Source organism: Nakamurella antarctica (assembly GCF_003860405.1).
Lineage (GTDB): Bacteria > Actinomycetota > Actinomycetes > Mycobacteriales > Nakamurellaceae > Nakamurella > Nakamurella antarctica.
Map to the genome: position 1 here is coordinate 877,542 of NZ_CP034170.1, position 23,786 is coordinate 901,327.

Annotated in this window: 25 protein-coding genes, 2 pseudogenes and 1 riboswitch; of the genes and pseudogenes, 18 read left to right on the forward strand and 9 right to left on the reverse strand. The window is 60.0% G+C overall.

Going from position 1 to position 23,786, the window contains the following annotated elements:
* Positions 1–95: 95 nt before the first annotated feature.
* A complete protein-coding gene (locus tag EH165_RS03810; protein ID WP_124798100.1) occupies positions 96–944 on the forward strand; it encodes an IclR family transcriptional regulator in 849 nt (282 codons plus the stop codon).
* 9 nt (positions 945–953) lie between these two features.
* On the opposite strand, the gene EH165_RS03815 is transcribed toward EH165_RS03810, so the two are convergent.
* Positions 954–1,193, reverse strand: coding sequence for a hypothetical protein (locus EH165_RS03815; RefSeq protein WP_124798101.1), 240 nt, complete (start codon positions 1,191–1,193; stop codon positions 954–956).
* A 258-nt stretch (positions 1,194–1,451) separates the two neighbouring features.
* Between EH165_RS03815 and EH165_RS03820 the strand changes: the two genes are divergently transcribed.
* Positions 1,452–2,948 (forward strand): aldehyde dehydrogenase (NADP(+)), encoded by a 1,497-nt coding sequence (locus EH165_RS03820; RefSeq protein ID WP_277870545.1) that lies wholly within the window; start codon positions 1,452–1,454, stop codon positions 2,946–2,948.
* A 118-nt stretch (positions 2,949–3,066) separates the two neighbouring features.
* Here EH165_RS03820 and EH165_RS03825 read toward each other — a convergent pair whose 3' ends face one another.
* Together EH165_RS03825 and EH165_RS03830 are read right to left on the reverse strand one after the other, a co-directional pair.
* Complete coding sequence (locus tag EH165_RS03825; RefSeq protein ID WP_206426089.1) at positions 3,067–3,735, reverse strand: YqjF family protein; 669 nt, start codon at positions 3,733–3,735, stop codon at positions 3,067–3,069.
* Positions 3,736–4,053: 318 nt separating this feature from the next.
* Positions 4,054–6,003 carry an RCC1 domain-containing protein gene (locus tag EH165_RS03830; protein WP_164479115.1) on the reverse strand — a complete coding sequence of 650 codons (1,950 nt, stop codon included), beginning with the start codon at positions 6,001–6,003 and terminating at the stop codon, positions 4,054–4,056.
* A 268-nt stretch (positions 6,004–6,271) separates the two neighbouring features.
* Here EH165_RS03830 and EH165_RS03835 point away from each other — a divergent pair, with 268 nt between their 5' ends.
* The 5 genes from EH165_RS03835 (at position 6,272) to EH165_RS03850 (ending at position 9,899) form a co-directional block, all read left to right on the forward strand.
* Complete coding sequence (locus EH165_RS03835) at positions 6,272–6,838, forward strand: helix-turn-helix domain-containing protein (RefSeq protein WP_124798105.1); 567 nt, start codon at positions 6,272–6,274, stop codon at positions 6,836–6,838.
* 63 nt (positions 6,839–6,901) lie between these two features.
* Positions 6,902–7,261, forward strand: a complete 360-nt coding sequence (locus EH165_RS15645; protein ID WP_206426090.1) for a hypothetical protein — start codon at positions 6,902–6,904, stop codon at positions 7,259–7,261.
* Between the two features lie 191 nt (positions 7,262–7,452).
* Positions 7,453–8,511 carry a Mu transposase domain-containing protein gene (locus EH165_RS03840; RefSeq protein WP_206426091.1) on the forward strand — a complete coding sequence of 353 codons (1,059 nt, stop codon included), beginning with the start codon at positions 7,453–7,455 and terminating at the stop codon, positions 8,509–8,511.
* A complete protein-coding gene (locus tag EH165_RS03845) occupies positions 8,511–9,293 on the forward strand; it encodes an ATP-binding protein (protein ID WP_206426092.1) in 783 nt (260 codons plus the stop codon). The genes EH165_RS03840 and EH165_RS03845 overlap by 1 nt, the downstream gene beginning before the upstream one ends.
* 39 nt (positions 9,294–9,332) lie before the next feature.
* On the forward strand, positions 9,333–9,899 hold the full coding sequence (locus EH165_RS03850) for a sigma-70 family RNA polymerase sigma factor (RefSeq protein ID WP_124798106.1): 567 nt from the start codon (positions 9,333–9,335) through the stop codon (positions 9,897–9,899).
* A gap of 143 nt (positions 9,900–10,042) precedes the next feature.
* Here the strand turns inward: EH165_RS03850 and EH165_RS16755 are convergent, their stop codons facing one another.
* On the reverse strand, positions 10,043–10,471 hold the full coding sequence (locus EH165_RS16755; RefSeq protein WP_124798107.1) for a transposase family protein: 429 nt from the start codon (positions 10,469–10,471) through the stop codon (positions 10,043–10,045).
* A 34-nt stretch (positions 10,472–10,505) separates the two neighbouring features.
* Here EH165_RS16755 and EH165_RS03860 point away from each other — a divergent pair.
* A pseudogene (locus EH165_RS03860) lies at positions 10,506–10,652 on the forward strand (transposase); the annotation flags it as partial.
* Positions 10,653–10,666: 14 nt separating this feature from the next.
* Here EH165_RS03860 and EH165_RS03865 read toward each other — a convergent pair.
* From EH165_RS03865 to EH165_RS03880, 4 genes are all read right to left on the reverse strand, one after another.
* A complete protein-coding gene (locus EH165_RS03865) occupies positions 10,667–11,257 on the reverse strand; it encodes a suppressor of fused domain protein (protein ID WP_124798108.1) in 591 nt (196 codons plus the stop codon).
* 29 nt (positions 11,258–11,286) lie between these two features.
* The gene (locus EH165_RS03870; RefSeq protein ID WP_124798109.1) at positions 11,287–12,630 is read right to left on the reverse strand and encodes an HNH/ENDO VII family nuclease; all 1,344 of its coding nucleotides are present in this window, start codon (positions 12,628–12,630) and stop codon (positions 11,287–11,289) included.
* A gap of 212 nt (positions 12,631–12,842) precedes the next feature.
* Positions 12,843–13,478 carry a hypothetical protein gene (locus EH165_RS03875; protein ID WP_124798110.1) on the reverse strand — a complete coding sequence of 212 codons (636 nt, stop codon included), beginning with the start codon at positions 13,476–13,478 and terminating at the stop codon, positions 12,843–12,845.
* Positions 13,478–14,101 carry a hypothetical protein gene (locus EH165_RS03880; protein WP_124798111.1) on the reverse strand — a complete coding sequence of 208 codons (624 nt, stop codon included), beginning with the start codon at positions 14,099–14,101 and terminating at the stop codon, positions 13,478–13,480. Before EH165_RS03880 ends, EH165_RS03875 begins: the two co-directional genes overlap by 1 nt.
* Between EH165_RS03880 and EH165_RS03885 the strand changes: the two genes are divergently transcribed.
* The 7 genes from EH165_RS03885 to EH165_RS16425 all read left to right on the forward strand — a co-directional run bounded on the left by EH165_RS03885 (position 14,085) and on the right by EH165_RS16425 (position 19,254).
* Entirely contained in the window at positions 14,085–14,615 is a 531-nt protein-coding gene (locus EH165_RS03885) for a hypothetical protein (RefSeq protein ID WP_124798112.1), read from the forward strand. The genes EH165_RS03880 and EH165_RS03885 overlap by 17 nt on opposite strands.
* A gap of 49 nt (positions 14,616–14,664) precedes the next feature.
* Positions 14,665–16,215, forward strand: coding sequence for a glycohydrolase toxin TNT-related protein (locus EH165_RS03890; protein ID WP_124798113.1), 1,551 nt, complete (start codon positions 14,665–14,667; stop codon positions 16,213–16,215).
* Entirely contained in the window at positions 16,197–16,766 is a 570-nt protein-coding gene (locus EH165_RS03895) for a hypothetical protein (RefSeq protein ID WP_124798114.1), read from the forward strand. Before EH165_RS03890 ends, EH165_RS03895 begins: the two co-directional genes overlap by 19 nt.
* Positions 16,767–16,834: 68 nt before the next feature.
* A complete protein-coding gene (locus EH165_RS16760; RefSeq protein ID WP_164479116.1) occupies positions 16,835–17,143 on the forward strand; it encodes a TNT domain-containing protein in 309 nt (102 codons plus the stop codon).
* Positions 17,118–17,684 (forward strand): hypothetical protein, encoded by a 567-nt coding sequence (locus EH165_RS03905; protein WP_164479117.1) that lies wholly within the window; start codon positions 17,118–17,120, stop codon positions 17,682–17,684. The genes EH165_RS16760 and EH165_RS03905 overlap by 26 nt, the downstream gene beginning before the upstream one ends.
* A gap of 753 nt (positions 17,685–18,437) precedes the next feature.
* Positions 18,438–18,794, forward strand: coding sequence for a transposase (locus EH165_RS16420; RefSeq protein WP_124798117.1), 357 nt, complete (start codon positions 18,438–18,440; stop codon positions 18,792–18,794).
* Positions 18,769–19,254 carry a transposase gene (locus tag EH165_RS16425; RefSeq protein WP_124798118.1) on the forward strand — a complete coding sequence of 162 codons (486 nt, stop codon included), beginning with the start codon at positions 18,769–18,771 and terminating at the stop codon, positions 19,252–19,254. The genes EH165_RS16420 and EH165_RS16425 overlap by 26 nt, the downstream gene beginning before the upstream one ends.
* Before the next feature lie 44 nt (positions 19,255–19,298).
* Here EH165_RS16425 and EH165_RS03920 read toward each other — a convergent pair.
* Positions 19,299–19,787: pseudogene (locus EH165_RS03920) on the reverse strand (glutathione peroxidase).
* Positions 19,788–19,954: 167 nt separating this feature from the next.
* Here EH165_RS03920 and EH165_RS03925 point away from each other — a divergent pair.
* The 3 genes from EH165_RS03925 (at position 19,955) to EH165_RS03935 (ending at position 23,761) form a co-directional block, all read left to right on the forward strand.
* Positions 19,955–21,208, forward strand: a complete 1,254-nt coding sequence (locus EH165_RS03925) for an AGE family epimerase/isomerase (protein WP_124798119.1) — start codon at positions 19,955–19,957, stop codon at positions 21,206–21,208.
* A complete protein-coding gene (locus EH165_RS03930) occupies positions 21,208–22,461 on the forward strand; it encodes a glycosyltransferase 87 family protein (RefSeq protein ID WP_124798120.1) in 1,254 nt (417 codons plus the stop codon). Before EH165_RS03925 ends, EH165_RS03930 begins: the two co-directional genes overlap by 1 nt.
* 8 nt (positions 22,462–22,469) lie before the next feature.
* Positions 22,470–22,580, forward strand: a riboswitch (TPP riboswitch).
* Between the two features lie 44 nt (positions 22,581–22,624).
* Complete coding sequence (locus tag EH165_RS03935; RefSeq protein WP_124798121.1) at positions 22,625–23,761, forward strand: thiamine ABC transporter substrate-binding protein; 1,137 nt, start codon at positions 22,625–22,627, stop codon at positions 23,759–23,761.
* Positions 23,762–23,786 lie beyond the last annotated feature (25 nt).

The window sequence follows — 23,786 nt, forward strand, 5'->3', positions numbered from 1 at the left end:
AAGCGGTGAACTTCAAGCGTTCATCTTGGTTCCGAAAGCCGTGGTCATCTTGACCTGACCCATTCGCACACTTAGGCTGTTCCATAGGTAAAACAGTGTTCGAAATATCGAACTCGCGAGATGGAGATGGTCATGGGCACGCAGGCAGTGGCTGCGCGGGCAAAGCGCTGATGCGCGTGGTCCCCGCTTTAGACCGCGGTCTGGAGATCCTGGAGTTTCTGGGCTCCGTTGACGGCCCCGTCCGTCCGGCCGAGATCATCGCGCGCCTGGGGTTGCCTCGAACCGCTGTGTACGAACTGATCCACACACTTCGAGAACGCGGTTTTGTGGAACCAGTGGGGGAGGGCCACCTGTGGCTGGGCGCACAACTTTTCTCGCTGGGCAGCAAATACGCAGGAAAACTCGACGTCGCCAGAGTGGGACAAGAGATCGCTGCCTTCGTGACGCAGCAGGTGGAAGAAACCGTGCAGGTAGGCGTGCTCCGAGGGCGAAATGTGCTCTACATCGCGCGATCTGACCCTGATCGAATAGTTCGGCTCGTTTCCGCCGTCGGACGCCAACTGCCAGCTCACTGCACAGCCTTGGGCAAAGTACTGCTGTCCGAGCTGACGACAGCGGAGCTGGAAGCACGGCTCGGCAACGGTGAACTCGAGGCTCTCACCGCTCGGAGCATTACCGATCCTGCGGTGCTCAGGACCGAACTAGCGACCATCCTGCAGACGGGGGTGGCATACGACGATCGTGAATCGAACCTCGAGGTGAACTGCATCGCGGCGCCCGTCAGGAACGTCGTCGGTGATTGCGTTGCTGCTATCAGCATCTCGGTTCCATTGGCCCGAATGACGCCGGATCGGACCGAAATAATTCGGGACGCGGTACTGGCGGGCGCCCAACGAATCTCGTCGCGGCTTGGCTATTCGCCAGTCGCGGGCACGGCTGGCTAATGCGGTCGATCACGCCCCCACCGGGCGCGCCACCAGAGCCCCCACCGGGCACTCTCCCTCCGCGAAAGACACCATGATGTCCGCTGCAGCCGTCTTCGGTGAGCGGCAGCTGGTGCCCGATTCGGGCTGGCGTTTACCCGAGGGCCGCATATGGCCGGTAGAAACCTCCAGCGTCGAAAGGCCACATGCGGTCGAGGCAGTGATCTCGGGCGTAACGACGCCCGACGTCTCGTTCCTATCTCCGGACACCGTTGGCAGATTCCGGCAGTACCACGAGACGGCCGACGCAAACAGCCCCCCCGCACCACCCAATTTGACGTTTAGGCTGCGAAGCGCTTCGAGTAGCTGCCTGAGCGGCGCATATCTCCAAACCCCCCTGCCGTCGATTGCAGTAGATCGCGTTCGGCACCCACGTCTTGGACTGGACATCCTGGAGAGAACCGCACACGCAGGACAAACTCCTCCCACCATGAGTTCCATCGGCTCTCGCGAACCACCATCCCTCACCTGGCTCGGACCCCTTTCACCAACAAAAATCAGGAGCACACCATGACAGCCAGCACCGCTGCGGACACCGCAGCTCTCATCGAGGCAGCGCACTCGGCATTCCTCAAGGGGCAGGCTGCCTCCCCCGCAGAACGAGCCGAGTGGCTCACCGCGATCGCGACCACACTCGATGCCAACGCGGAAGAATTAATCGGGTTGGCCGCCGAGGAAACTCACCTCGCCACAGCGCGGCTCACCGGCGAACTCACGCGGACAGCTTTCCAGTTACGCCTGCTTGCCGAGGAGATCACAGCCGGATTCCACCTCGATGCCACGATCGACCACAGCGACGCATCATGGGGAATGGGACCGAGGCCCGACATTCGGCGAATGAATGTCCCGCTGGGTGTCGTCGGTGTATTCGGCGCCTCCAATTTTCCGTTCGCGTTCAGCGTTATTGGTGGCGATAGCTCATCGGCCCTGGCCGCTGGCGCCGCTGTAGTCCATAAAATCCACAGTGCCCATCTGAAGCTGGGGTTGAGAACGAGCGAGCTGGTCAGCGGAGCCCTCGCCGCGGCGGGCGCTCCGCAAGGCCTCTTCGGCTCGGTGGTGGGCCGCGCGGCCGCTGAGATGCTCGTCGATCATCCCCTCGTGAAAGCGGTGGGGTTCACGGGTTCAACGGCTGGTGGTCGCGCGTTGTTTGATCGAGCTTGCGCTCGCCCCGTCCCCATCCCGTTCTTCGGAGAACTTGGCAGCATCAATCCCGTCGTCGTCACCCAGAAGGCCTGGGCAAGGCGAGGGGACCAGATCCTTCGCGAGTTTGCCATGTCATTCACCATGGGAATGGGGCAATTCTGCACAAAGCCGGGCCTCCTATTCGTACCGGCGGGTGATTGGGATCAGATCAGTAGCGCACTCAGTGGCGCGCTGCTGGGATCTGCGGGGACCGAAATGCTCAGCGACGGGCTCCATGAGGCGTTCGAAGAATCGCTCCGCGCCGTCGCTGCAGAAGACGGGGTATCCGTCATTGTGCAGGGCCGCAACGCACCAGTGCCCTTACCCAGCGTGCTCGGCACGACATCGGCGGTGGTTCGGAATAATCCGAGCATCCTGCACCGTGAAATGTTTGGCCCTGCTTCACTTGTCGTCCAATACGAGACGGAAGACGAGTTGCCAGCGCTGGTTGAACTGCTCGAAGGCCAGTTGACGGCAACGCTGCAGGCCGAGGACGATGACGACCTTGGCGACCTCGTGGGCTTGCTTCGGGAGAAGGCCGGTCGGTTGCTGTGGAACGGCTGGCCCACGGGAGTGACGGTGAGCTACGCACAACAGCATGGTGGACCTTATCCCGCTACTACTTCGGCATCAAGCTCGGTGGGTACGTCGGCGATCGCACGGTTTATGCGCCCTGTGGCCTTCCAGTCGTTCCCGGCCCAACGACTACCAATGGCCCTGCGCGATGACAATCCGTGGCGGGTTGTCCAGCGCGTCAACGGTAGCGTTGCCAGCCAGGGCTAGGCGACGTTGCGCTGGGGCGCAGTGACTCGGTCGGACATTCGTCTTGAATTCCGCTCGGCAGACCGGTGACCGACGTTTCTTGCCACCGCATCCACTGGCGCTAGCGCATGCACTGGTGCTAGCGCAGCTGTGGCGCCGCAAAGACGGTGGTGATCGCGGAGGCGTACAGCACTGATTCGGGGGCTCGGTCGGCTAGGCCTTCGAAACCCGCGGCGGCCATCAGAGAGTCGTTGAGGTACACAAGTTCGGCGCGCTGTAGCGGCCAGGGCTCATGGTGATTTCGGCAGTAAATCGTCCGGCCCAGATGCCTCTCGTGGAACGCCCATCGAGCGGTGAGGAAGGTGGAAATCGGGTCGCTGGCCAGTTCTGCGTTTGCTGCGACGTCGTGACCTGGGCGCACGATGATGTGCGAGGAGGCTGCGGGGTTGCCGTGACGGGAGGTGCGGTAGGCCACTTTGCCGTCGCGCTGGCCGATCCGCATGGAGGCCCACTGGTATTTAAGACCGAAGACGGCCCGGGCAACGAGTACGGGTATGAGGTGCGATGCCTCCAGGCTGGCGAACACCACGCCTCGCCGGCCGTGCTCATCAATGGAGTAGAGGCGCACGTTTACCTCGGGAAAGTTGCCCAGCCACGGCACATTTGGGCTGCCAAAGAACGAACTCTGTGACATTTGGAAAGCGATGATCCCCACCCAGGCGCTCCCGTCGATGACGTCAGGACGGCACCCCGCTGGCATATGCGGCGCCACCACGCTGGGATCAACGCGCCAGTGCAAGAACGTCACTTCGCTCCACCGTTGCTGCAGAACTGGGGAACTGCCCAGTGGCGGGGCATGTGTCGGAATTGAAGCTGGGTGCGTCATTTTCGTCTCGTCGTCACACTCGCGGCAGGGCTGCCTGGAAAAAATTCGCACTGAGAGGGGCCCTAGAGCCCACTTCCTTCGAAGCGGTCGGTGCACCAGGTCTGGGTGTGCTGGCGTGTCCAGGCTACGCGCGCCCCGCGCAGAGGCATTTTGGTTGCAGAGGTCTTGCACCCGGAAATAGGGGTGCCCGCGTGCACCCATTCCGAAGGCGAGGTGAACGCGGGCACGAGAGAGCAAGTGCTAGATGCTGTTTCGGCTCCTGTTCGCAGGCCGGGAGAGGAATGTTGTGGCTCCACCAATGAGTAGCAGAGCAAATGCGGACAGCATGAGCGGAAGTACGGGTGCACCGGTATTAGCAAGCAGGTTGCCAGCATTCGGCGGGCTTGCGGGCTTGACAGGGTCTGCCGGCTTGGGCGGGACCACGGGGTCTGCCGGCTTGGGCGGGACCACGGGGTCTGCCGGCTTGGGCGGGACCACCGGGTTGACGACGGCTGCAGCCACGGTGACCTGAGCGGATGCGGACAAGACCTGTCCATAGCAGTTGGTACCTGCGGCTCGGATAAAAGTCGTGTTGGTGATGGGTAGCGCGGAGTTCGCTGACGTAGCGCCTGCGATGTTGGTCCACGGGTCTGCGCCGGTGACGGAGGACTGCCACTGCACTGCTGGTGCGTCGTCTCCGGAGAAGGCGACGGATGCGGCGAAGTTACCGCCGCCGGCTGGGAGCGCGCCAGCGATTGGCTGTGTGGTGACAGCAGCGGCGGTACCGAAAGTGAACGCAGCCGGGAATACCTCAGCGGGCAGGGTTTGATCCATCAGGCGGTACTGCACGGTGACGTCGACTGGGCCGCAACCGGCCGGGGTTACCGCAGTCCAAGTGGCGTCATCACTATTCGCGAGCGCTGTCGCAGCGTTAGCCCCGTACAGAACCGACGTCGCTACGACATCGGAGATGACGTCCGGAACGATGCTGGCTAATTCGGGGCCATTGCCGAGCGCCCCGTTGGAGTCCTCCCCGTAGGTGTAAATCTTGAGGTCGGAGCCTAGCGCGACGGTATGTTGGTCGCCGATTGCGACCTGGGTGAAGGTGACCCCGGTGGGGGTCTGGACCACCGTGGGCAGAGGCCGATCATCGGAGGTGCCGTCGCCGAGCTGCTGATAGTTACCACTACCCCAAGCATAGTTTTTACCGTCCGAGCCCAAAGCCTCCGAGACATACGGGCCGGTCGTTATTTGGCTGAAAGTTACACCCGCCGGGAGAGTCACAGATTGTGGGGTGGAGTAGTCCGTGCCAACGTTCCCGTTGCCGATTTCGCCGTACTGGTTGTTTCCCCAGGTGTAGGCATTCCCTGCGGCGTCTACTGCCCCGGAGTGGCTGTCACCAGCAGAAACTTGGGTAAAGACGACTCCTACGGGGAAAGGCACAACAGTCGGGTTTTTCACTGAGGTGACCGGGTTGCCATCGCCCAGCTGTCCGTTGACGTTGTGACCCCACGCGTACATTTGGGTGTCTGAACCGAGGGCCAACACAAAGTTGGCACCGGCCGAGAAGGATGTCAATGTGACGCCAACGGGAAGGGGAACCTCGACGGGGACTGCCCGGTTGGTACCGCTGCCACTGTCGCCCTGGCCGAGTTGCCCCAAGAAGTTGTCACCCCACGCGTAGGTTTTCCCGTTTGACCCGCGTGCAACGGTGTAGTAATTACCAGAATCGATGCTGGTGAAAGTTGCGCCTGCTGGAAGCGTAACTTCGACAGGGACGGAGCTGCTGGCGGTGAGCCCGTTGCCCAGCTGCCCGAAGTCGCCGTAGCCCCACGCGTAGGTCTTGCCATTATTGCCCAACGCCACGACGTGCCGTGCGCCGGAGGAAATCTGGGTGAACTTGACGCCCACGGGTGCTGGGACCTTGGCCGGGATAAGACTGTCTCCCAGGGTATTGTTGCCCAATTGTCCGTCATCATTCCAGCCCCAGGTGTAGGCGTTGCCAGCCGAATCCAGTGCTGCCGAAAAATAGGTACCAGCGCTTACCTGGGTGAAGCTGAGAGTGCTGACCGGAACTATCCCGCTCACAGCGGTCCCGCCAGCAGCGGGGCCGGCGACCGGCGCCGGGTCGGCGAATGCTGTTGCTGGTGCGAAGACCAGTCCTAGCGCTGCAGTGACTGCCACCGCGCCGCGCATCAATGATTTGTTCACAAGGACCTTTCGAGGTTTTGCTGCCACCGACGGGTGACATCTCACAATCAAGCAATATTTGCACGGATTGGGCGATTTCCCGGCAGAGTTGCAAAATTTTCGTAAAGTTCGCGGGATCTTTTTAAGCATCCAGAACCGAAGGTGCCCTGTCCCAACGCACTTTTACGGGCTCTCCACCGTTCCGCGTGATGGTGGATCCGTGCCCGTGGCCCTTGCTGTTGACTGCTTGTTACCACACAAAGGAAGTCGACTTCGAAGGACCACGAGCGTGCCCCGTGCTACTTCTGTTCGCCGAGATCCGGCGACGGTGCTGTTCCACCTGCCCGATTTCCACGTGATCGACGCCCGGCGAAGTGCCACCGGGCGGGACGTCGTCATCGGTACCGGGATCACCCAAATGTGTTGCCCTGTATGCCATGTGCCTTCGACTCGGGTACACGTCCGCAAGCTCCAACGGGTACGGGACATCCCGGCCGGCGGCGGCCCGGTCACCGCCTGGTGGTACAAGCTCCGATTCCGGTGCGGCAACACCGGGTGCGCGAAGGCCACGTTCACCGAACACACCCCGCAGGTCCGGCCGTACGCCGGGTCTACCAGCCGGCTCGCCAACACGGTGGTCGACGCGGATGTCCTGTCGGGCCGTTCGATCGCCGAAACCGCCAGGGCTCACCGGATCGGCTGGTGGACCGTCCAACGCGCGTTGACTGCGCGGGCCGCCGTCCTGCCGGACCCCGGCCTGTCGCCTGCCACGGTCAAGGGACCGGGTGGGCCGGATTTCTGCCATTGGGATGGGACCACGGTTTCGCCAGTTATGGGACCACCCGGCGTGTGCTGACACGCTGGGTTTGGGGGTGCCCGTTTGATGTTCATGTCCTGTTTGGTGACATGGAGGTCGTTGATGGCGTTCCGGGAGGTCGACGTGGTTGAGGTTCGTGAGGTGCTGCGGGCTTGGTTGGATGGTGGTGGTCTGCGGACGGTCGCCCAGCGCGCCGGGGTGGACCGGAAAACGGCCCGCCGTTATGTGCAGGCTGCCGGCGAGGCGGGCCTGGCCCGGGGCGCCGGGGCGGCAGCGCTGTCGGATGAGTTGATCGGGGACGTCATTGCCAGGGTCCGCCCGAACCGGCCCGGTGGTCACGGCGCGGCGTGGGATGTGTTGCTGGGCAGGCAGTCCGACATCACGGGGTGGGTGAATCAGGGCTTGTCGTTGGTGAAGATCGAGGTCCTGCTTCGCCGGTCCGGCACGGTGGTGCCGTACTAGGACGTTGCACCGTTTCGCCACCGGTGAGTGCGGCTTCCGACCGCGGGACACCACGGTCCGGGTGGTGGATGGTGATCCGGGGGTGGAATGCCAGATCGACTTCGCCCAAATGGGTTTCATCAACGACGCGGAAACCGGACGCAGGCGGAAGGTGCACGCGTTGATCTTCACCGCAGTGAAGCCAGGCACACATGTTCGTATTCCTATCTTTCTCCCAAACCCTGGCGACGGTGGTCGCTGGCTGCGAAGCAGCCTGGTCGTTCTTCGGCGGTGTGTTCAAGGTTGTGGTGCCGGACAATATGAAACCTGTTGTGGCGAAGGCGGATGCGGTGAATCCGCAGCTGTCTGTGGGGTGGTTGGACTACTCCCAGCACGCCGGGTTTCACACCGATACCGCCCGGGTTCGCTCGCCGAAGGACAAACCGAAGGTGGAACGGGTGGTGCAATACGTGCGGGGGAACTTCTTCGCCGGCGAAAACTTCCTCAGCATGGAACAAGCCCAGGCCGCGGCAACGAAGTGGTGCACCGAAGTAGCCGGGATGCGGATGCACGGCACCATCGCTGCCCGACCACTGGACGTGTTCCGGGAGACTGAACTTGTTGCGATGCAGGATGTTCAACCCGCCTACGATGTGCCGATCCTGCGAGCGGTGAAAGTGCATCGGGACTTCCACATCGAGATCGGCAAAGCGCTGTACTCCGTCCCAGGCGAGTTCATCGGACACACCCTGGACGCCCGCGCCGACAGCCAGCTGGTGAAACTGTTTCACCGCGGACAGCTGGTCAAAACCCACCCCAGGGAAAAACCCGGTGGTCGGCACACCGACCCGGCCGACCTCCCCGCCGAACGCGTCGGTTACGCAATGCGCGACCTGGACAAACTGGTCGCCACCTGCGCAGGTCACGGCACCAACATCGGGATCTACGCCGAAAGGTTGTTGGATGATCCGCTGCCGTGGACCCGGATGCGCGCCGTCTACCGGCTTCTCGGCCTGGTCCGCCGGCACGGACCGCACCCGGTTGATGCGGCGTGCGGCACTGCGCTGGATCTGGATGTCGTGGCGGTCGGGAAAATCGACGCGATGCTCACCAAAGCATTGGAGAACACTCCGCCGGTGTTGCCGGCCGCGGCTGGTCACCCAGCAGGCAGGTTCTCCCGCCAACCCGACGAATTCCAAGCAGGCAGAGCAACTCTCACCCTCGTGCCACCCATCCGCAGCGCAGCCGACCCAGCGAAAGGCAACAACTGATGACCACCACCATGACAGCCCCGGCCGACCCGATCGGCAACGACCTCACCGCACTGCTGCGGTCGTTGAAGCTCTCCGGGATGAAAGACACACTGCCTGAACGACTTTCACTGGCCAAAACCCGCAACCTGAGTCATCACGCGTTCCTGGAGTTGCTGCTGTCCGATGAGGTGTCGAGGCGGGACACCAGATCGGCGGTGCTGCGGGCGCAGAACTCCGGGCTGATGCCGCTGCTGCGGCTGGAAACGTGGAACGAACTGCCCGACCTGACCTACGACCGGCGGCTCTGGTCGGACCTGACGACCCTGCGGTTCACCGAAAACAACACCAACACAATCATCCTCGGGCCCGTCGGGGTCGGCAAGACCCACCTCGCCACCGCACTCGGGCACATCGCAATCCGAAGAAGAAAAACCGTGCTCATGGCCAGAGCTGACCGGCTTTTCACCCGACTGCGGGCCGCCCGCCTGGACAACACCCTGGACGCAGAGTTCCGCCGACTGGTCCGGTTGGATTTGCTGATCCTGGACGACTTCGCCCTCCGCCCGCTGGATTCCACGACCACGAATGACTTCTACGAACTCATCGTCGAACGGCACCGCAAAGGATCCACGATTTTCACCTCAAACCGCGAACCGGTCGAGTGGCTCACCATGACCACAGACCCGATGCTCGCCCAATCCGCCGTCGACCGGCTCACGTCCGGAGCGCACACCCTCATCGTCGAAGGACCGACCTACCGCCAACGAAACACCGTAGCTATTGACCAGCAGCACCAATGAATGGCACCCTCACATCACCACCCAGGTGGTCCCATGCCCGTGGCGAAAGCCTGGTCCTTTCATGGTGGCAAGCGACAAACAGCTTTTTCAACTTTTGCTGTAACATGTATTCACACTGAAATTCGTGACGCTTGGGAAGCAGCCCTACCACTTTCGGTGCCTTTGGGTCGTAAATCTAGAGTTATTAGAGCAGCTGTGGAAGCTTTCGCAGTGAAAAACGTTCCGGTTGATTATGACCAAATCGCCGTAGACGTGAATTTAACCGTGGCAGATGTGAAGGAAATTCAGGCTGTAACCGCTGTTCAAGCGTCCCTGGAGTTTCAATACAGCAATGGGGCGACCCTGAAGGATAGTCTTTCAGGTGTTGCTGACACCACTTGGGATGAGGTGTTAGCTGAAACCGCCGCTGAAACTCTTTATAGCAAGCTTTTGGCAAAATGTGATTTGACCAGTTTACGGTGGCCGGAAGTTTCTGTTGATGCGTTCCGACTGTTTTTCGGCGGCATAACCGATATGGGTTTAATCGGGGCCACTTTGGGGGTTTCAACCCAGCAAGTCAAAGAAGGTGTGGCGGCGATTCAAACCCTTTTACGTGAAGAGGCCTGAATCCAGGCACCCCCTGATTGCTGTGAGGGAAAAGGATGGGCTACCCAGAATATGAGATTTTTGCGGATAGGTAAAAACGAGTTTCAGATTTATTTAACCGAATCTGCCGCCATCCCTACCGTTCGCACCGTTCCGAAGCCAGACTAACCCGCCGAGGGTAGCTCCCGAGTCGTGATCCGGGCCCTGGCTGGGACCTGCCCGTGCAGGTTTTCGGTGAACACCTTCCGCACACACTTAGCGACCCGGCAGTGCCACTTCTGCTTGCGCCACAACAACAACGGGGAATCCGAGCCGAACGGTAGATCCCGCGGCCTGGTAGTCACGCATCCCCGCGGCGACCTCGACTGCTGCCGACACGACGGACACCACCCCTCCAACACCAGTTCCGTCCGGCAACGCACCACCCGCCGACCGGAATCGTCGTGAACGACCCGCTCAACGAGGAATCCGTCAATACCTAGCAGAAGCGAACCACTCTGGCCAATGGCTCGTGGTCTTTCGATCTGGTCGTGTGAGAATAACCAGTCACAAGCGCCGCGATCCCCTATCAGACCCAACACGCCAAAAAGCACATCACCAGTTAAGTCCTACTAAGTCCGAAGGGCCAGTAACGGCCCCACCGAAGCCATCAACGGCCGACTCGAACACCTAAGCAGCATTGCCCTCGGCTTCCGCAACCTCACCAACTACACCGCTCGATCCCTATTCGAAACCGGCGGATTCAGACCAGGCCTACACAGTCAATTGCGATGAGCCCCCTTAAAGACCTACATTATTGATGTTCTGTGCAAGTCAGATACATCGATGCCAGCTTCGACGAATCGATCCTCTAAAGCCTCTGCGCCGAACTTTTCCCAGTAATCAAATTCCTCACTCGAAACCGGCACGGCTTGTAGCCAAGTAATGACATGACCGTCACTCACGATATCTGGAATCTCCATCTCGTCCCATAAGAATGGAGTCACAAAAAGGATATGTTTCATTTCAATATTACCTGCATAGTCGGAGACGATATCTCGAAAAATCACGCCAGGAGCGACGCCAAACTTACCAGTCGCCAGATTGAATGCGCAGGAAGCGAGCATCTGGCCGAATTCGTCACTTCCTGAGCTGCAAACACCTATAATCTCAACTCTCAGTGAGCGATTACCAATCCGATTCTTGGTGCTGAACTTCGACATCCCCACTGTGCCCCAGGAACTAACGCCGACCGTAGGCAGGTCCCGCGACTCGATCACATCGACCCAAACATCATCATTGTGGTCACTAATAAAACGGCGCACCATCGGCCGTGCATCCTGGAACAGCCGGGCCTCAGATTGCGCGATCTTTTTGAGGTCTATGCGCTCATCGGACACGGGGGGCCTCTAACAGCCTGTCGGCAGAATCATGGGCCAAAGTACACGTCATCCGGCGCCTCTCCTTCATGATTTGCATTCGAAGCGGGTAGCTCCGGACGGTAGTGAGTTGGATTATTATGTTCGTCTAAAAATTGGGTTCGCGGAATTCCCCGGACTTCAGAACTGGCTCTGTGCTTTCTAAATTCGAATCCATACTCATGACCCATCTGCCATGGGTCACCTGGGTGAATCACTACGCCCGTCCGGTCGTACACGACGCCGTTGACGTCGCGTGCGTTCTCCCATACAGTACTCCTGACATCCTTTCGGAAGCTGGTTGGGCGCTTGTAACTCACAGGACCCGACGCCCGTGTGGCCACCTGCTTGCTTACTTCTTTTTCGACAGTCTGTGTCGTAGAACCATTTAGGCGATTTACCTGGTTTGTTAGGTCATGTGTGGTTTCTGTGCCGAATTGTTGACCGCCTCCCGCCGCGGCTTTACTTTCGCCCTTCGCAGCGGATCCAGCGTAGCGGGACAGTCCCCTACCCACTGCTCTGTTTACCGCGAAGTCGTCGACGCGTTGGTTGGCTTTGGCTAATGGTCGGCGGGCTGCGGCGAGTGCTTTGGCTGCGCGCGCGGCGGCGGCAGATCCTTTGACACCAGCGCTTGCTGCGGCGAGAGACGTTCTGGCTGCTGCAACGGCTGTGGGGGCGAGTTTCTCAGCGGCGCGTACGCCTTGAGCGGCGCCCTTGGCTGCGAGACCGCCAGCCCGAGCGTAAACGCCGCCCGGGATCACGCCGAGAGCGTCCATGGCAATTTCTCCCCAAGACACGTCTTCGCCGGCAATTTTGCGGCCGGAGTCCACACCAAGTTTGGCTGCACTAGCTGCCATCAACGCACCGAACGCTAAGGGCGCCAAAGCGGGCATCAACACAACTGCCACGACAGCCACCACGATTAGCACAATCGTCAGCTTGCCTAAGGTGTCGGAGACGCCTTCCCAGAAGTGCGACCAACCAGACCTGTTGTGCATCCCCATGTCCTGCGCGTTGTGCAGCGTGCCTTTTACTTTAGAGTCAGCGCTCCTGCGGTCGTCAGCTAAGGCGCGGCGTTGTTCCAGTGCGGCTTGCACTCGGGCTTGCGCGGCGGCTACCTGCTCATCGTGGGGGTTCTTACTGGCTGCCGGATCAGGCGCGGTCAGCAACACCACCGCCGGGTCAGCGGGCGGCGGAGGTCGCCAACCAGCCTGCGCCGAAGCAGCAGATGAGTGAGCGTGTTCAGCGGAACTCAATTCTTGATTGACAACCCCGGCTCGATATTGGATCTCTTCAACATCATTGGCGTAGGTCCGCATCCCCTCGGCGGCCTGAGAATACGAATCATGCAACATCACCAAATGCGAAGGCAGATCCGCGATCCGTCCACGGAACGCGTCAGCGGAGTCGCCCCTCCAAATCGCATCAGAAGTGTTGTCATGCAACTACTGCAAACGCGTCCGAGCCGAATCTGCATCTTCAGCGACAATTCGAAGCTCCTCCGCAACAGCCCACGTAGCATCCACACTGCCCAACTCCGGAACATCCTCAGTCCACGACGCAGCACTCATTCCGCACCACCGGAAACGGAAGTACCCGTCGACTTACTGTCCGGCGGCTGGGCGGTGATGGGGTCCTCGAAGGTGAAGGAGTCCACAATTTCTCCGAAAAGTTCGTTGAAGTCATTTTCAAGGATCACTGACGGTGTGCTTGCTGTAACAACAGCAAAGCCCCGATCGTCAGGGGTCGGGATAAACCATTGCCACACAGCAGATTCGAACTTCCCACCGTATTGCGGGTGAGTGCCCACATCCCGATATCGGGAATGCACTACCGCTGCGTCGATGTCAGTTAAACGCACTACCTCGACTTTGGCCTTGGCCTTGCGAGTGAGTTGTGACATGAGCACCGCCGAATCGTCACCAGAGGGCCTATCCACCATGGCAACGGTCAAGTTAGCGACTATGGGAAGGTCTTCGGACCAGGTGCCCCACATTGCCATGAAGGTCAAGTCCTGTCCCCGCGCGGTCCGCAACGAGTCCCGTACCAGTTTCTCCAACTTCCCCCGGTGGGCAGCTACAGCTGGATCTATCGCAGCGGTCTGATTGAGCAAGCGCTCAACCTGATCAGAAATTCGGTCGGATTCAAGGTCGAAGAGCCACCAGTCATCCGGCAACCAAACACTAAACTGATAGCGCGACATCAGTTGCCACCACTGCGCACCTCTGTGGTCTTGACACCGGACTCAGCAAAGTTCGACGACACCCCAGATTCCATGGCGACGTAGTCGTCTAAAGCACCGTCGACTCCGCCTTTTAGACTCTCGATCTCCTCAATGATTTTCTGTCGTCCGTCTTTCCACCCGTCCTGGAATTCATCGAGGGCAACGGCGACGTCGGTCGAGCCAAAACTGTCCCATTGGCTGCGGAAATCACCGTACACCAGCTCGGGCTCGGAGCATAACACAACATCATCTGCCGAATCCTCTTCAGCGGTGCTCTCGTCTGCCGTTGCCCCCGAATCGGGCGCAGGCAGTGTTAACGCACTGCCCTTGGCGACGGAGGCATCAACGGCGAAAGCTGAAGGCAACGGCATTGAAAAGTCCGAAGGACCATCTATTCTGGCTGCCAGCTTCACTTCTGCTACCCAGACCAAAGGTGTCCATGTTAAGGGCACATATACAGCTTCAGCGGCCGCCTTCGACGAAGCGCTCGGAACCCCCGCCGTACCTACAAGCGCGTTATCACCATTCAGCGGGAACTCGCCTTCGGCTGCGTCGTCGGTGGAGGGCTCAGCGGCTGGAAAGCCCTTGAACTCAGCCGCCATTGATACCAAAGGTACCCAGGACGTATACACGGCAACTTTGGTCATCGGTGACCTTTCCGCTGATGTCATTCATGACGCATCAGGTGTATATGTAAAGGGCAATAAAGAGATGGCAGAGCGAATCGAGCAGCCAGACCTTACGAACGGTTGGGTGCATTGGGCCAATTTGGATCCCCGTGCGCAGAGTCTGATCGCGCTCACTTCTCCCGTGTCTTTGATCGGAATCGCGCTTAACAACCCCGAACCGTTGCTCAGCTATACAACTGGCTCGCTGACCGCCGGAGTTGAGGGGGAGGGAGTTCAGGTGCTGCTTACCGAGCAAAATGTACTTGTCGGAACGATTCTCGTGTCGACCATTGGCGCGCCATGGCCCTTACACGCGTTGATCTCTGATCCCACAGGCTCGATAGACCTGAGCATGACCGAATGGGATACCCCGATCACTGTTGCTGCTCCCACCGCGCTCGTTGAAGCCAAGCCTGATGCGCAATTGAAGCAGGCACCGACATCGTGATTGACAGTGAGCCTGACGGCTCAGGCGAGTCCGTTTCCGGTGGTGCGGAATGAGTGCGGCGTCGTGGACGGAAGATGATCCGGAGTTGGGCAGTGTGGATGCTATGTGGGCAGTTGCGGAGGAGCTTCGAATTGTCGCTGAAGATGCAGATTCGGCTCGGCAGCGTTTGCAACAGTTGCATGACAACACTTCTGATGCGATTTGGAGGGGCGACTCCGCTGATGCGTTCCGTGGACGGATCGCAGATCTGCCTTCGCATCTGCTGATGTTGCATGATTCGTATTCTCAGGCCGCCGATGGAATGCGCACCTACGCCAATGATGTTGACGAAATCCAGTACCGGGCCGGGGTTGTCAACCAAGAATTGAGTTCCGCTGAACACGCTCACACATCTGCTGCTTCGGCGCAGGCAGGTTGGCAACATCCCCCACCTGCTGATCCGGCGGTGGTGTTGCTGACCGCGCCGGATCCGGCAGCCAGTAAGAACCCCCACGATGAGCAGGTAGCCGCCGCGCAAGCCCGAGTGCAAGCCGCACTGGAACAACGCCGCGCCTTAGCTGACGACCGCAGGAGTGCTGACTCCAAAGTAAAAGGCACGCTGCACAACGCGCAGGACATGGGGATGCACAACAGATCTGGCTGGTCGCACTTCTGGGAAGGCGTCTCCGACACATTGGGCAAGCTGACAATTGTGCTAGTCGTGTTGGCTGTCGTGGCAGTTGTGTTGATGCCCGCTTTGGCGCCCTTAGCATTCGGTGCGTTGATGGCAGTAAGTGCAGCCAAACTTGGTGTGGACTCCGGCCGCAAAATTGCCGGCGAGGACGTGTCTTGGGGAGAAATTGCCATGGACGCTCTCGGCGTGATCCCGGGCGGCGTTTACGCCAGGGCGGGCGGTCTCGCAGCCAAGGGCGCCGCTCAAGGCGTACGCGCCGCTGAGAAACTCGCCCCCACAGCCGTTGCAGCCGCGAAATCAACCCTCGCCGCAGCGAGCGCCGGTGTTAAGGGCTCCGCCGCCGCCGCCCGCGCAGCCAAAGCACTCGCCGCCGCACGAAGACCATTAGCCAGCGCCAACCAACGCGTCGGGGACTTCGCGGTAAGCACAGCAGCAGGTAGGTCACTGGGTCGTCTAAGCGGTTTTTCAAACCCTTTCCGGCCAGAGATGGGTGTGCCCTCAGCCTATTCAAGAGGGTACGAGCGCTTCGGGGGGATGACGGAAGCTAAGTTCCGGCAAACTTTTGTTGAGCCAGCCGGGACTCCGGTCTGGCCCGCCCATAACGGATCGGCGCCGGGCACCACCGAAGTTAAGACTCATTTGCCGACCGGAACTCAATTCGACCGATTCGGTAGCGAACGGGGGGCCTTTCTGGGCAAGCCGGGCGACCTCTTCACCGCTCGTTCGATTCCTCCCGAGAGTCTCGGCAAAGCTTATAAAACCTACCAAACAACCGGAAAGGCGCTACCGCCGGGCTCACATGTTGAGCAATCGATAATCGCGCCGTGGTTCGGCCAGGCGGGGGGCGGCACGCAATACGTAGTGATTGATATTTCCGGCGAAAAAGTATCCGTGGAGAAACTGCTCGAGTGGGGATTCATAAAATAATGGTCAAAGATGGCGGCAATTCTACAGTACTTCCAGAGTTTGTGGAAATTGAGGCTCGGCTAGCTCCATGGCGCATGATCGAAACCAGTCGAACTCACAGACAGATCAGTCCACCTACTATAGACAGCGACGGATTCCAGGTCTTTCATTCGGAAGATTTGGAATATGCGATTCAGCCATCAGATACTTCGTTTTATTTAAGGACACAAGAAAGAGGAGCTTCAAGAAACGTCGTGAAATTCAGTCGGCTCTTGGAGCTAGAGAAATTTCTCCTCTGGGAAACGTGTGCCTCCGCAAGGGGTGTTCTTGGGCTTCCGCGGCTCGATGCTGACCTGTACGTGTCAGACATAAACCCAGGAATTGAAGCCACGGACGACGGGGCTACCATATCCCTTGTGCTGCCAGGAGAACCAAAAAGCCTGACGACACTTGGTCACTCAGATGCGGCAAGATTCAGTAACATCATGCCTCTGTCGCTGGACGAGATCGAGGAGCGTATGGGCTCAGGGGTCAGTCGCTGGCAATGGTTCTGGAGTCGGGTGACGGCGTAATAAATCTAACGATCCGACCTAGTTTCCAACCATGGCTCAAACCCTTGCTTACGGGGTAGACTATGTTTATGTTTCGCAAAACCAAAACTTCGTCTTCTCAGTTCGACAGACTAGGTGAAGATACGGGCCGATTTTTCTATCCTAAGGGCGAGCAGCTTCGAATGAGGTCGTTGCCTCCGGACGCCGCCAGTCGGCCGTATCGGACGTACGAATCCACGGATGCCCCATTACCTGAGGGCTACAGCCTCGCACAGTCAGTGATTGCGCCCTGGTTCGCGCAGCCTGGGGGTGGGACACAATTTATGGTAATTGGCCCAGAAGGCTACGAAGCACAAATATTGGACCTGATAGATGCGGGGTATCTTCGTCATGTTTGAGTATAAAAATACGTTCAACGGAGATAACAGGTATGAGGTCCTACCTGAGTTTTTTGAACTCGAAACTAAACTCTCAATGTGGCGAAATTTGGAAAAGCAGTTGGGGCCTGGAGCGAGTGAACCGCCGTTCGTAGACAACGACGGTTACCAGGTATTTTGCATCGGAGGCTTGGCCTACAGGATCGGCACTTCGGAAGACCGACTAAATTTGAGCACGCAGGAGCCTGATCGCGGCACACTCGCGGTTGCCGGCCGATTCAATCGCCGCTTCGAAATTGGAAAGTACCTCGTGTGGAAAGCAGGCGAGTCCTTGCGTGCAGCGGCTGGAGTGACGCGCGTGAGTGCTCCCTGGTTCTCCCAAGGAGTGAACGGGCTGGTCGAAAGTGTCGACGATGGCTACGTGAAAACCATTTTCCTTCAAGGACAAGAGGAAAGTGCTTGTACTTTTGCTTACATGGAAGCGATCCGGTTTAGCCATGTGATGCCGATGTCAATGCCCGAACTGGAAGATGTGCTTCGGGCGGGCCTTCCACACGCCTAGATTGGCACGCACGCATGGCTCCGTACCGCTAGGCGCTGGATGCGGTGCAATTTTGCGCCACAACATTTTTGGACTGCCATAAAACGGAACTTCCAAGCCGAACTCTCGTACATGACAGCGTGCGACACCGGCACAAGTCACTTCTCTCATGGCGGCTCTTCAGCCTTAGTAGGCCTTTGCTGGTGATGTGCGCGTTGGCGTGTTGGGCCTTGCCAAGGCTCGTGGCCTTTGAGGCTGGTTGTTCTCACACGACCAGATCGAAGGACCACGAGCCTTGGGCCAGAGTAGTTCGCTTCTGCTAGGTATTGACGGATTGCTCGTTGAGCGGGTCGTTCAGGACGATCCGGGCGGCGGGTGGCGTTGTGCCGGACCGACCCGGAGTTGGTGGGGTGGTGCCCGTCGTGCTGGCAGTAATCGAGGTCGCCACGGCGGTGGGTGACGACTCGGCCGCGGGATTTACCGATCGGCCCTGATATCCCATTGTTGTTGTGGCGTAAGCAGAAGTGGCATTGCCGGGTCCCGGAGTGTGAGCGGAAGGTGTTCACCGAAAACCTGCCCGGGCAGGTCCCAGCCAAGGCCCGGATCACCACCCGGACCCGGCAGCAGGCGGGTAGGGCGATTGGGGATTGTGGCCGGTGGCTTCGGTCGCCGCCGAGTTAGGGATGGATTGGCGGATCGCGCATAACGCGTTCATCGCCCACACTCAGCAGGTCCTACCCGATGCGCCGCCTGCTGTGACGGTGTTGGGGATTGATGAAACCCGTCGCGGGAAAGGCAAATACGAATTCGCCCCCGATACCGGGGTCAGGGAAGTGGACGGACCGCTTCGACACCGGCCTGGTTGATCTGGGCGGTAACGGTGGACTGTTCGCGCAGGTGAACGGCCGGAACTCCGAGGTGGTGATCTCCTGGTTGCAGGCCCAAGACCCGACCTGGTTGGCCGGGATCACCCACGTCTCGATGGATCCGTCGACTGCATACGCACGGGCGGCGAGGCTTGCGTTGCCGAACGCGGTGGTGGTCGTGCACCGGTTTCATTTGGTGATGCTCGCCATCCGAGCAATCACTTCAATACCGGCGGGAGTTGGCCTGGACCAGGCGCGGCCGTAGGGGCCGAAAAGTTGATCCTGAGTGGGGTCAACGTAACCGGCTGCTGCGGGCCGCGAAGAACCTCACCGAAGATGAGCTGACCAAGATGCTCACCGCAATTCGCGCCGCCGACCCCACCGGTGGGTTGGAAAAGTGTTGGCAAGCAAAGGAAAAGCTCCGCTCGGTGCTGTCCCTCGCTGGGACTAACCCGGGCAGATCTCAGGTCTGGAACCTGCTTATCGATTTTTACCAGCACTGCGCCGACGCCGACGTTCCGCAACTCCGCCGCTTGGCGTGGACCATCACCATCTGGCAACCATCGATCATCGCCGGCATCAACACCGGAATCAGCAACGGCAAAACCGAACGCTACAACCGCATCGTCAACTCCATCGCGGCTACGCCCCCACAGCGACGGCTCGAGCGTAGGCAGTGTCGCATTCGGGTCCAGAAATACCGAAAACCACGAACGACGAATTAGATTCGCTTGCACCCGAGCATCGCGCCGGGAGCCAACCAGAACCGCTAAGTCCTACTAAGTCTGAAGAGCCCACAATCCGGCGCGTCTGGCGAGGTGGCAGGGCGGAACCGAGCGATGACCCTGCCATCGGCACCCACCAGAAACTTTTCACAGTTCCAGGACACATCACCGGCCTCCCCGTCGGCGTCGACCGCCCGGGTGAGCGACGGTTAGATAGCATCGCGGTCAGCGCCGTTGACGTCGATTTTTGCGGACATCGGAAATGTGACCCCGTAGGTAGCGGAGCAGAACTGCGCGATCTCCGCGGACGTTCCGGGCTCTTGGCCGCCGTACTGGTTCGACGGGAATCCAATCACAGTAAATCCGCGGCCTGAAAAGCGCGCTTGCAGGGCTTCTAGCGCCGTGTATTGCGGGGTCAAGCCGCAGCGGCTCGCCACGTTGACGACCAAAGCGAGCCCACCGCGGGTGAGAGCGCCGAGGGTGGTGGCCTCGCCGTGCACGGTGGTGACTGGAAATTCAGAGAAAGACGACACGGGAACAGTCCTTCTTCCATCGATAGGCGCCCGGAGTCGGGCGAGGACCCTTATTCCTGAGCAGCTGCTTGTGGGCGCCGCTGCTCTTTTGAGCCGCCGCCACTGTCCTGGACTGCTGACGTTGCGCAGTGTTTACCCGCCGCAACCCGGTGATAAAGAATGAGTCAATGACCCACCACCTCCAGACCCCTCGCTCGTCGTGGCTGACCCTGCCTTCCCACGTGGCGTGGCTCAATAATCAAGTCAGCCTGCAGTTCCAATTCGCTGCCAACGCACGACTGGCCGAGGGTGGATTCGGGTATTTGGGCGCTGATGGCCGGGTGGATCGTGGTCGGAAGCGCGAGCTTTACATCACCTGCCGCACCACCTATGTCGCGGCGCTGGCGCACCTGCGCGGAGAACCGGGCGCTCTCTCGCTCGTCGATCACGGCATTAGCGCCTTACAGTCGCACTTTCGCGACGCAGAGCACGGCGGGTGGTACAGCGCCATTACTGATGACGGGGCGCCCGTCCCAGGTCGTAAATCTGCTTACGACCATGCTTTCGTCCTCCTCGCCTGCTCGTCGGCGGCCATAGCCGGAAGGCCGGGTGCGGACGAACTACTGCGCGAAGCACAAGGTGTGATCGACGACCATTTCTGGGACGAAGAAGCGGGCCTGGCGCGAGAGTCCTTCGCCGTTGACTGGAGTGACTGCGAGGACTACCGCGGCGCCAATTCGAATATGCATTTGGTGGAAGCGTTCCTCGCAGCTGGCGACGCGCTGGGCGATCCGGCGATCACTGCCCGTACTGTCCGCATCTGTGATTTCCTGATCAACCACGCTGCGAGAGCCAACAACTGGCTCCTGCCAGAGCATTTCGATGCCACGTGGAACGCGTTACCGGACTACAACAAAGATCTGCCAGCGCATCCGTTTCGGCCCTACGGCGCCACTCCGGGCCACTTCCTCGAGTGGGCAAGGCTTCTCGTCCAAGTGGATGCGTCGAATCCGGGCGCGGGGGAGTGGATGATCCCTGCGGCGAAGGCGTTGTTTGACCGCGCCATCGAAACCGGATGGCACGCCGATGGCCGTGACGGCTTTGTCTACACCGTGGGCTGGGACGAAAGCGTCATTATCGATTCGCGGCTGTTCTGGGTGCTTGCCGAGGCGATCGGCGCCGCAGCCCTGCTGCTGCGGGTCACCGGCGATCCTCAGTATTCGGACTGGTATGAAAAGCTTTTCGACCATGCCGCTCGATATTTCGTGGAGCCCACCCGGGGTACCTGGATACATGAGCTCGACAACAATCTCGTCGAGTCCGGATTGGTGTGGCCCGGAAGGCCCGACTGCTACCACGTCACGAACGCTCTGCTCCTCCCGCAGCTGCCGCTGACTCCGGCGACGGCCTTGGCGTTAGCGCAGATCGCCAACCAGTACTGATGCGGCATCTTCGGTGGATTGTGGCATCGTCTTGGGCGCCGTGGGCACTTCTGGCTCTTGCGGTGCTCGCCCAAGTGGGCGCTACGCTTGCCGGCGCGGATCCGTACAAAATGATCGACCTTTCGGTCTACATCGACAGCGTCGGTTGGGCATTTGACGGCTCGCTCTATGACGCCACCAGCAACTCCATTTCTGGGTCAGGCAAGCCGGTCAACTTGCCTTTCACTTACCCACCATTTTCAGCGGTCCTGTTCACGCCGCTAGCGGCGTTGAACCTGACCGTCGCACGCATCGCCTGGCAGTTGGCCAGCCTCGCCGCGCTTGCCCTCATCATCTATTTCACGTTGCACCTGATGGGCCGCGCGGGCAAGGACGCTGCCAAGCCCGTCGCCCACCTGCGCGGTGTCCTAATTACTGCAACCGCATGTGCGTCGTGGTTGGAGCCGGTCCGAACGACCTTTAACTATGGTCAAATCAATGTGTTCTTGGCGGCACTTCTGCTCGCCGGCGCGGTGACCGCGAAGCAGTGGTGGGCAGGGTCCAGCGTCGGGATCGCCGCGGGCATCAAGCTGGTGCCCGCCATCACGGGCTTGTATTACCTGATGCAGCGCAGGTGGCTCGCGGCACTATGGTGCGTCCTCGGGTTTGCCTCTACCGTCGGCTTTGCCGCGATCTTCCTGCCCTCGGAAACCAAGCGCTATTTCACGGAGTTGATCTTCGACCCCGCCCGCACCGGCCCCATATTTGGTGCCATCAACCAGTCGTGGCGCGGTGCGTTGGCGCGCCTTGCTGGCCAGGATGATCTGCCCACCGGATGGATTGTTGCCGTCGTTTCTACAGCGGCGCTTGCTATCTGGGCGCTGATGAGGGCGTTGAAAGCGCAAGATCGGACGGCGGCGTTCCTCGTGGTGCAGTTCTTGGGTCTGTTGGTCTCGCCGATCTCATGGTCTCATCACTACGTCTGGATTGTGCCGCTGCTGATGTGGTGTTTCTTCGGCCCGCACAGCCGAAAGCGCGCGGTGCGAATCCTGGCGATGTCGTGGCTGATCGCCGCCTACAGCTACGTGGTGTCAATTTTGGTCGCACAGCCCAATAATTACGAGATCTCCTCGCGCCCGGGGTGGGCGTCGGGCCTTGCTCTGATCTATGTCGTTCTCGGCATGGCCACGATCGGCGTGCTGGGCTGGGTCAACCGTGGGGTGGCGAGCGCCGCCGCACCCTCCGAGGCTGGCGCCGCCGCGCGCACGCGCTAGCATAGAAGTTGTAATGACACGGGAGTCCGGTGCGCCGGGCTGAGATAGGGGCACGAATCCCCTGACCGTCGAACCTGATCCAGATCATGCTGGCGCAGGGACGTCGTAATCTCGCAGTATTTTTCCCCTCCCGTGCTACCGATGCGACCCGCTAGGAGCACACATGTTGTACAACAGCATTTCTCACAGTTTTCGACGCAGCAGGCCAGCGTCTTCCAGGCATGCCCTGGCGACATCGCTGGCCGTGTGTTTCGCCGCTATCGTGGCCGGATGCGCTAGTTCGGATCCCGCGGTTTCAGCAAACTCCGCAGCAAACTCCCCTGCGAACTCACCTGCAGGAGTGGGGTCCAAGCCGGCGGCGGTCACCCTTGTGACACACAACTCGTTCAGCGTCGATCCGAAGGTGCTCGCTGATTTCGAGGTGGCAAACAATCTCACGGTGACGGTCCTGGCGCAGGATGCACTGGCCAACCAGTTGGTGCTCACCAAAGACAACCCGCTGGGCGATGTCTCTTACGGCATCGACAACACCTTCGCCTCCCGAGCCGTCCAAGCGGGAGTATTTTCCCCCTACACATCCCCGCTACTGCCGATGGGCAGCGACAAGTACGCGTTTGACGCCGACAACTCCTTGACGGCAGTCGACTTCGGCGACGTGTGCGTCAACGTCGACCACGCATGGTTCAGCGCCAAAGGTCTCGCGGAACCGACCAGCCTCGAGGACTTGATCAAACCCGAATACAAGAATCTTTTGGTGGGACAATCTGCTGCGACATCCAGCACCGGTCTGGCGTTTCTGCTCGCAACCATCGGGCACAGCGGCGTCGACGGATGGCAGAAGTACTGGACAGCGTTGAAAGCAAACGGCATCAAAATCGAAGCTGATTGGGAAAGTTCTTACAACGTCGACTTTTCTGGCTCTTCCGGCAAGGGGGACCGCCCGCTGGTGGTGTCCTATGGTTCGTCGCCGCCGGCAGAGGCTCCCCCCGGCGCTGCGACGGCGCCGACCGGCATCGTTGCAGGCACGTGTTTTCGGCAGGTCGAATACGTGGGAGTGCTCGCGGGAGCGAAGAACCCTCAAGCAGCCCACAAGGTGGTCGACTTTATGCTGTCCCCGGAGTTCCAGGCGGGCTTGCCCCAACAGATGTACGTCTATCCCGTCGATAAGGCCACCACGCTGCCAGCCGACTGGGTGAAGTTCGCGCAGGCCCCGGCGGACACTATTGCCCTTGACCCGGTGCTGATTTCGAAGGACCGGGATGTATGGATACAGGACTGGTCGGACTTGGTCGAGGGCTGAGGTCTGAAGGCTGAGGGCGAAAATA

Bases quoted from the DNA above. Each gene is read 5' to 3' on its own strand.
- EH165_RS16420 (WP_124798117.1), top strand. From the start codon at position 18,438: ATGAAACCCGTCGCGGGAAAGGCAAATACGAATTCGCCCCCGATACCG.
- EH165_RS03875 (WP_124798110.1), bottom strand. From the start codon at position 13,478: ATGTCGCGCTATCAGTTTAGTGTTTGGTTGCCGGATGACTGGTGGCTC.
- EH165_RS03925 (WP_124798119.1), top strand. From the start codon at position 19,955: ATGACCCACCACCTCCAGACCCCTCGCTCGTCGTGGCTGACCCTGCCT.
- EH165_RS03890 (WP_124798113.1), top strand. From the start codon at position 14,665: ATGAGTGCGGCGTCGTGGACGGAAGATGATCCGGAGTTGGGCAGTGTG.
- EH165_RS03840 (WP_206426091.1), top strand. From the start codon at position 7,453: ATGTTCGTATTCCTATCTTTCTCCCAAACCCTGGCGACGGTGGTCGCT.
- EH165_RS03845 (WP_206426092.1), top strand. From the start codon at position 8,511: ATGACCACCACCATGACAGCCCCGGCCGACCCGATCGGCAACGACCTC.
- EH165_RS03930 (WP_124798120.1), top strand. From the start codon at position 21,208: ATGCGGCATCTTCGGTGGATTGTGGCATCGTCTTGGGCGCCGTGGGCA.
- EH165_RS15645 (WP_206426090.1), top strand. From the start codon at position 6,902: ATGGCGTTCCGGGAGGTCGACGTGGTTGAGGTTCGTGAGGTGCTGCGG.
- EH165_RS03905 (WP_164479117.1), top strand. From the start codon at position 17,118: ATGCGGGGTATCTTCGTCATGTTTGAGTATAAAAATACGTTCAACGGA.
- EH165_RS03880 (WP_124798111.1), bottom strand. From the start codon at position 14,101: ATGGCGGCTGAGTTCAAGGGCTTTCCAGCCGCTGAGCCCTCCACCGAC.
- EH165_RS03935 (WP_124798121.1), top strand. From the start codon at position 22,625: ATGTTGTACAACAGCATTTCTCACAGTTTTCGACGCAGCAGGCCAGCG.
- EH165_RS03870 (WP_124798109.1), bottom strand. From the start codon at position 12,630: ATGTTGCATGATTCGTATTCTCAGGCCGCCGAGGGGATGCGGACCTAC.
- EH165_RS16760 (WP_164479116.1), top strand. From the start codon at position 16,835: ATGTTTCGCAAAACCAAAACTTCGTCTTCTCAGTTCGACAGACTAGGT.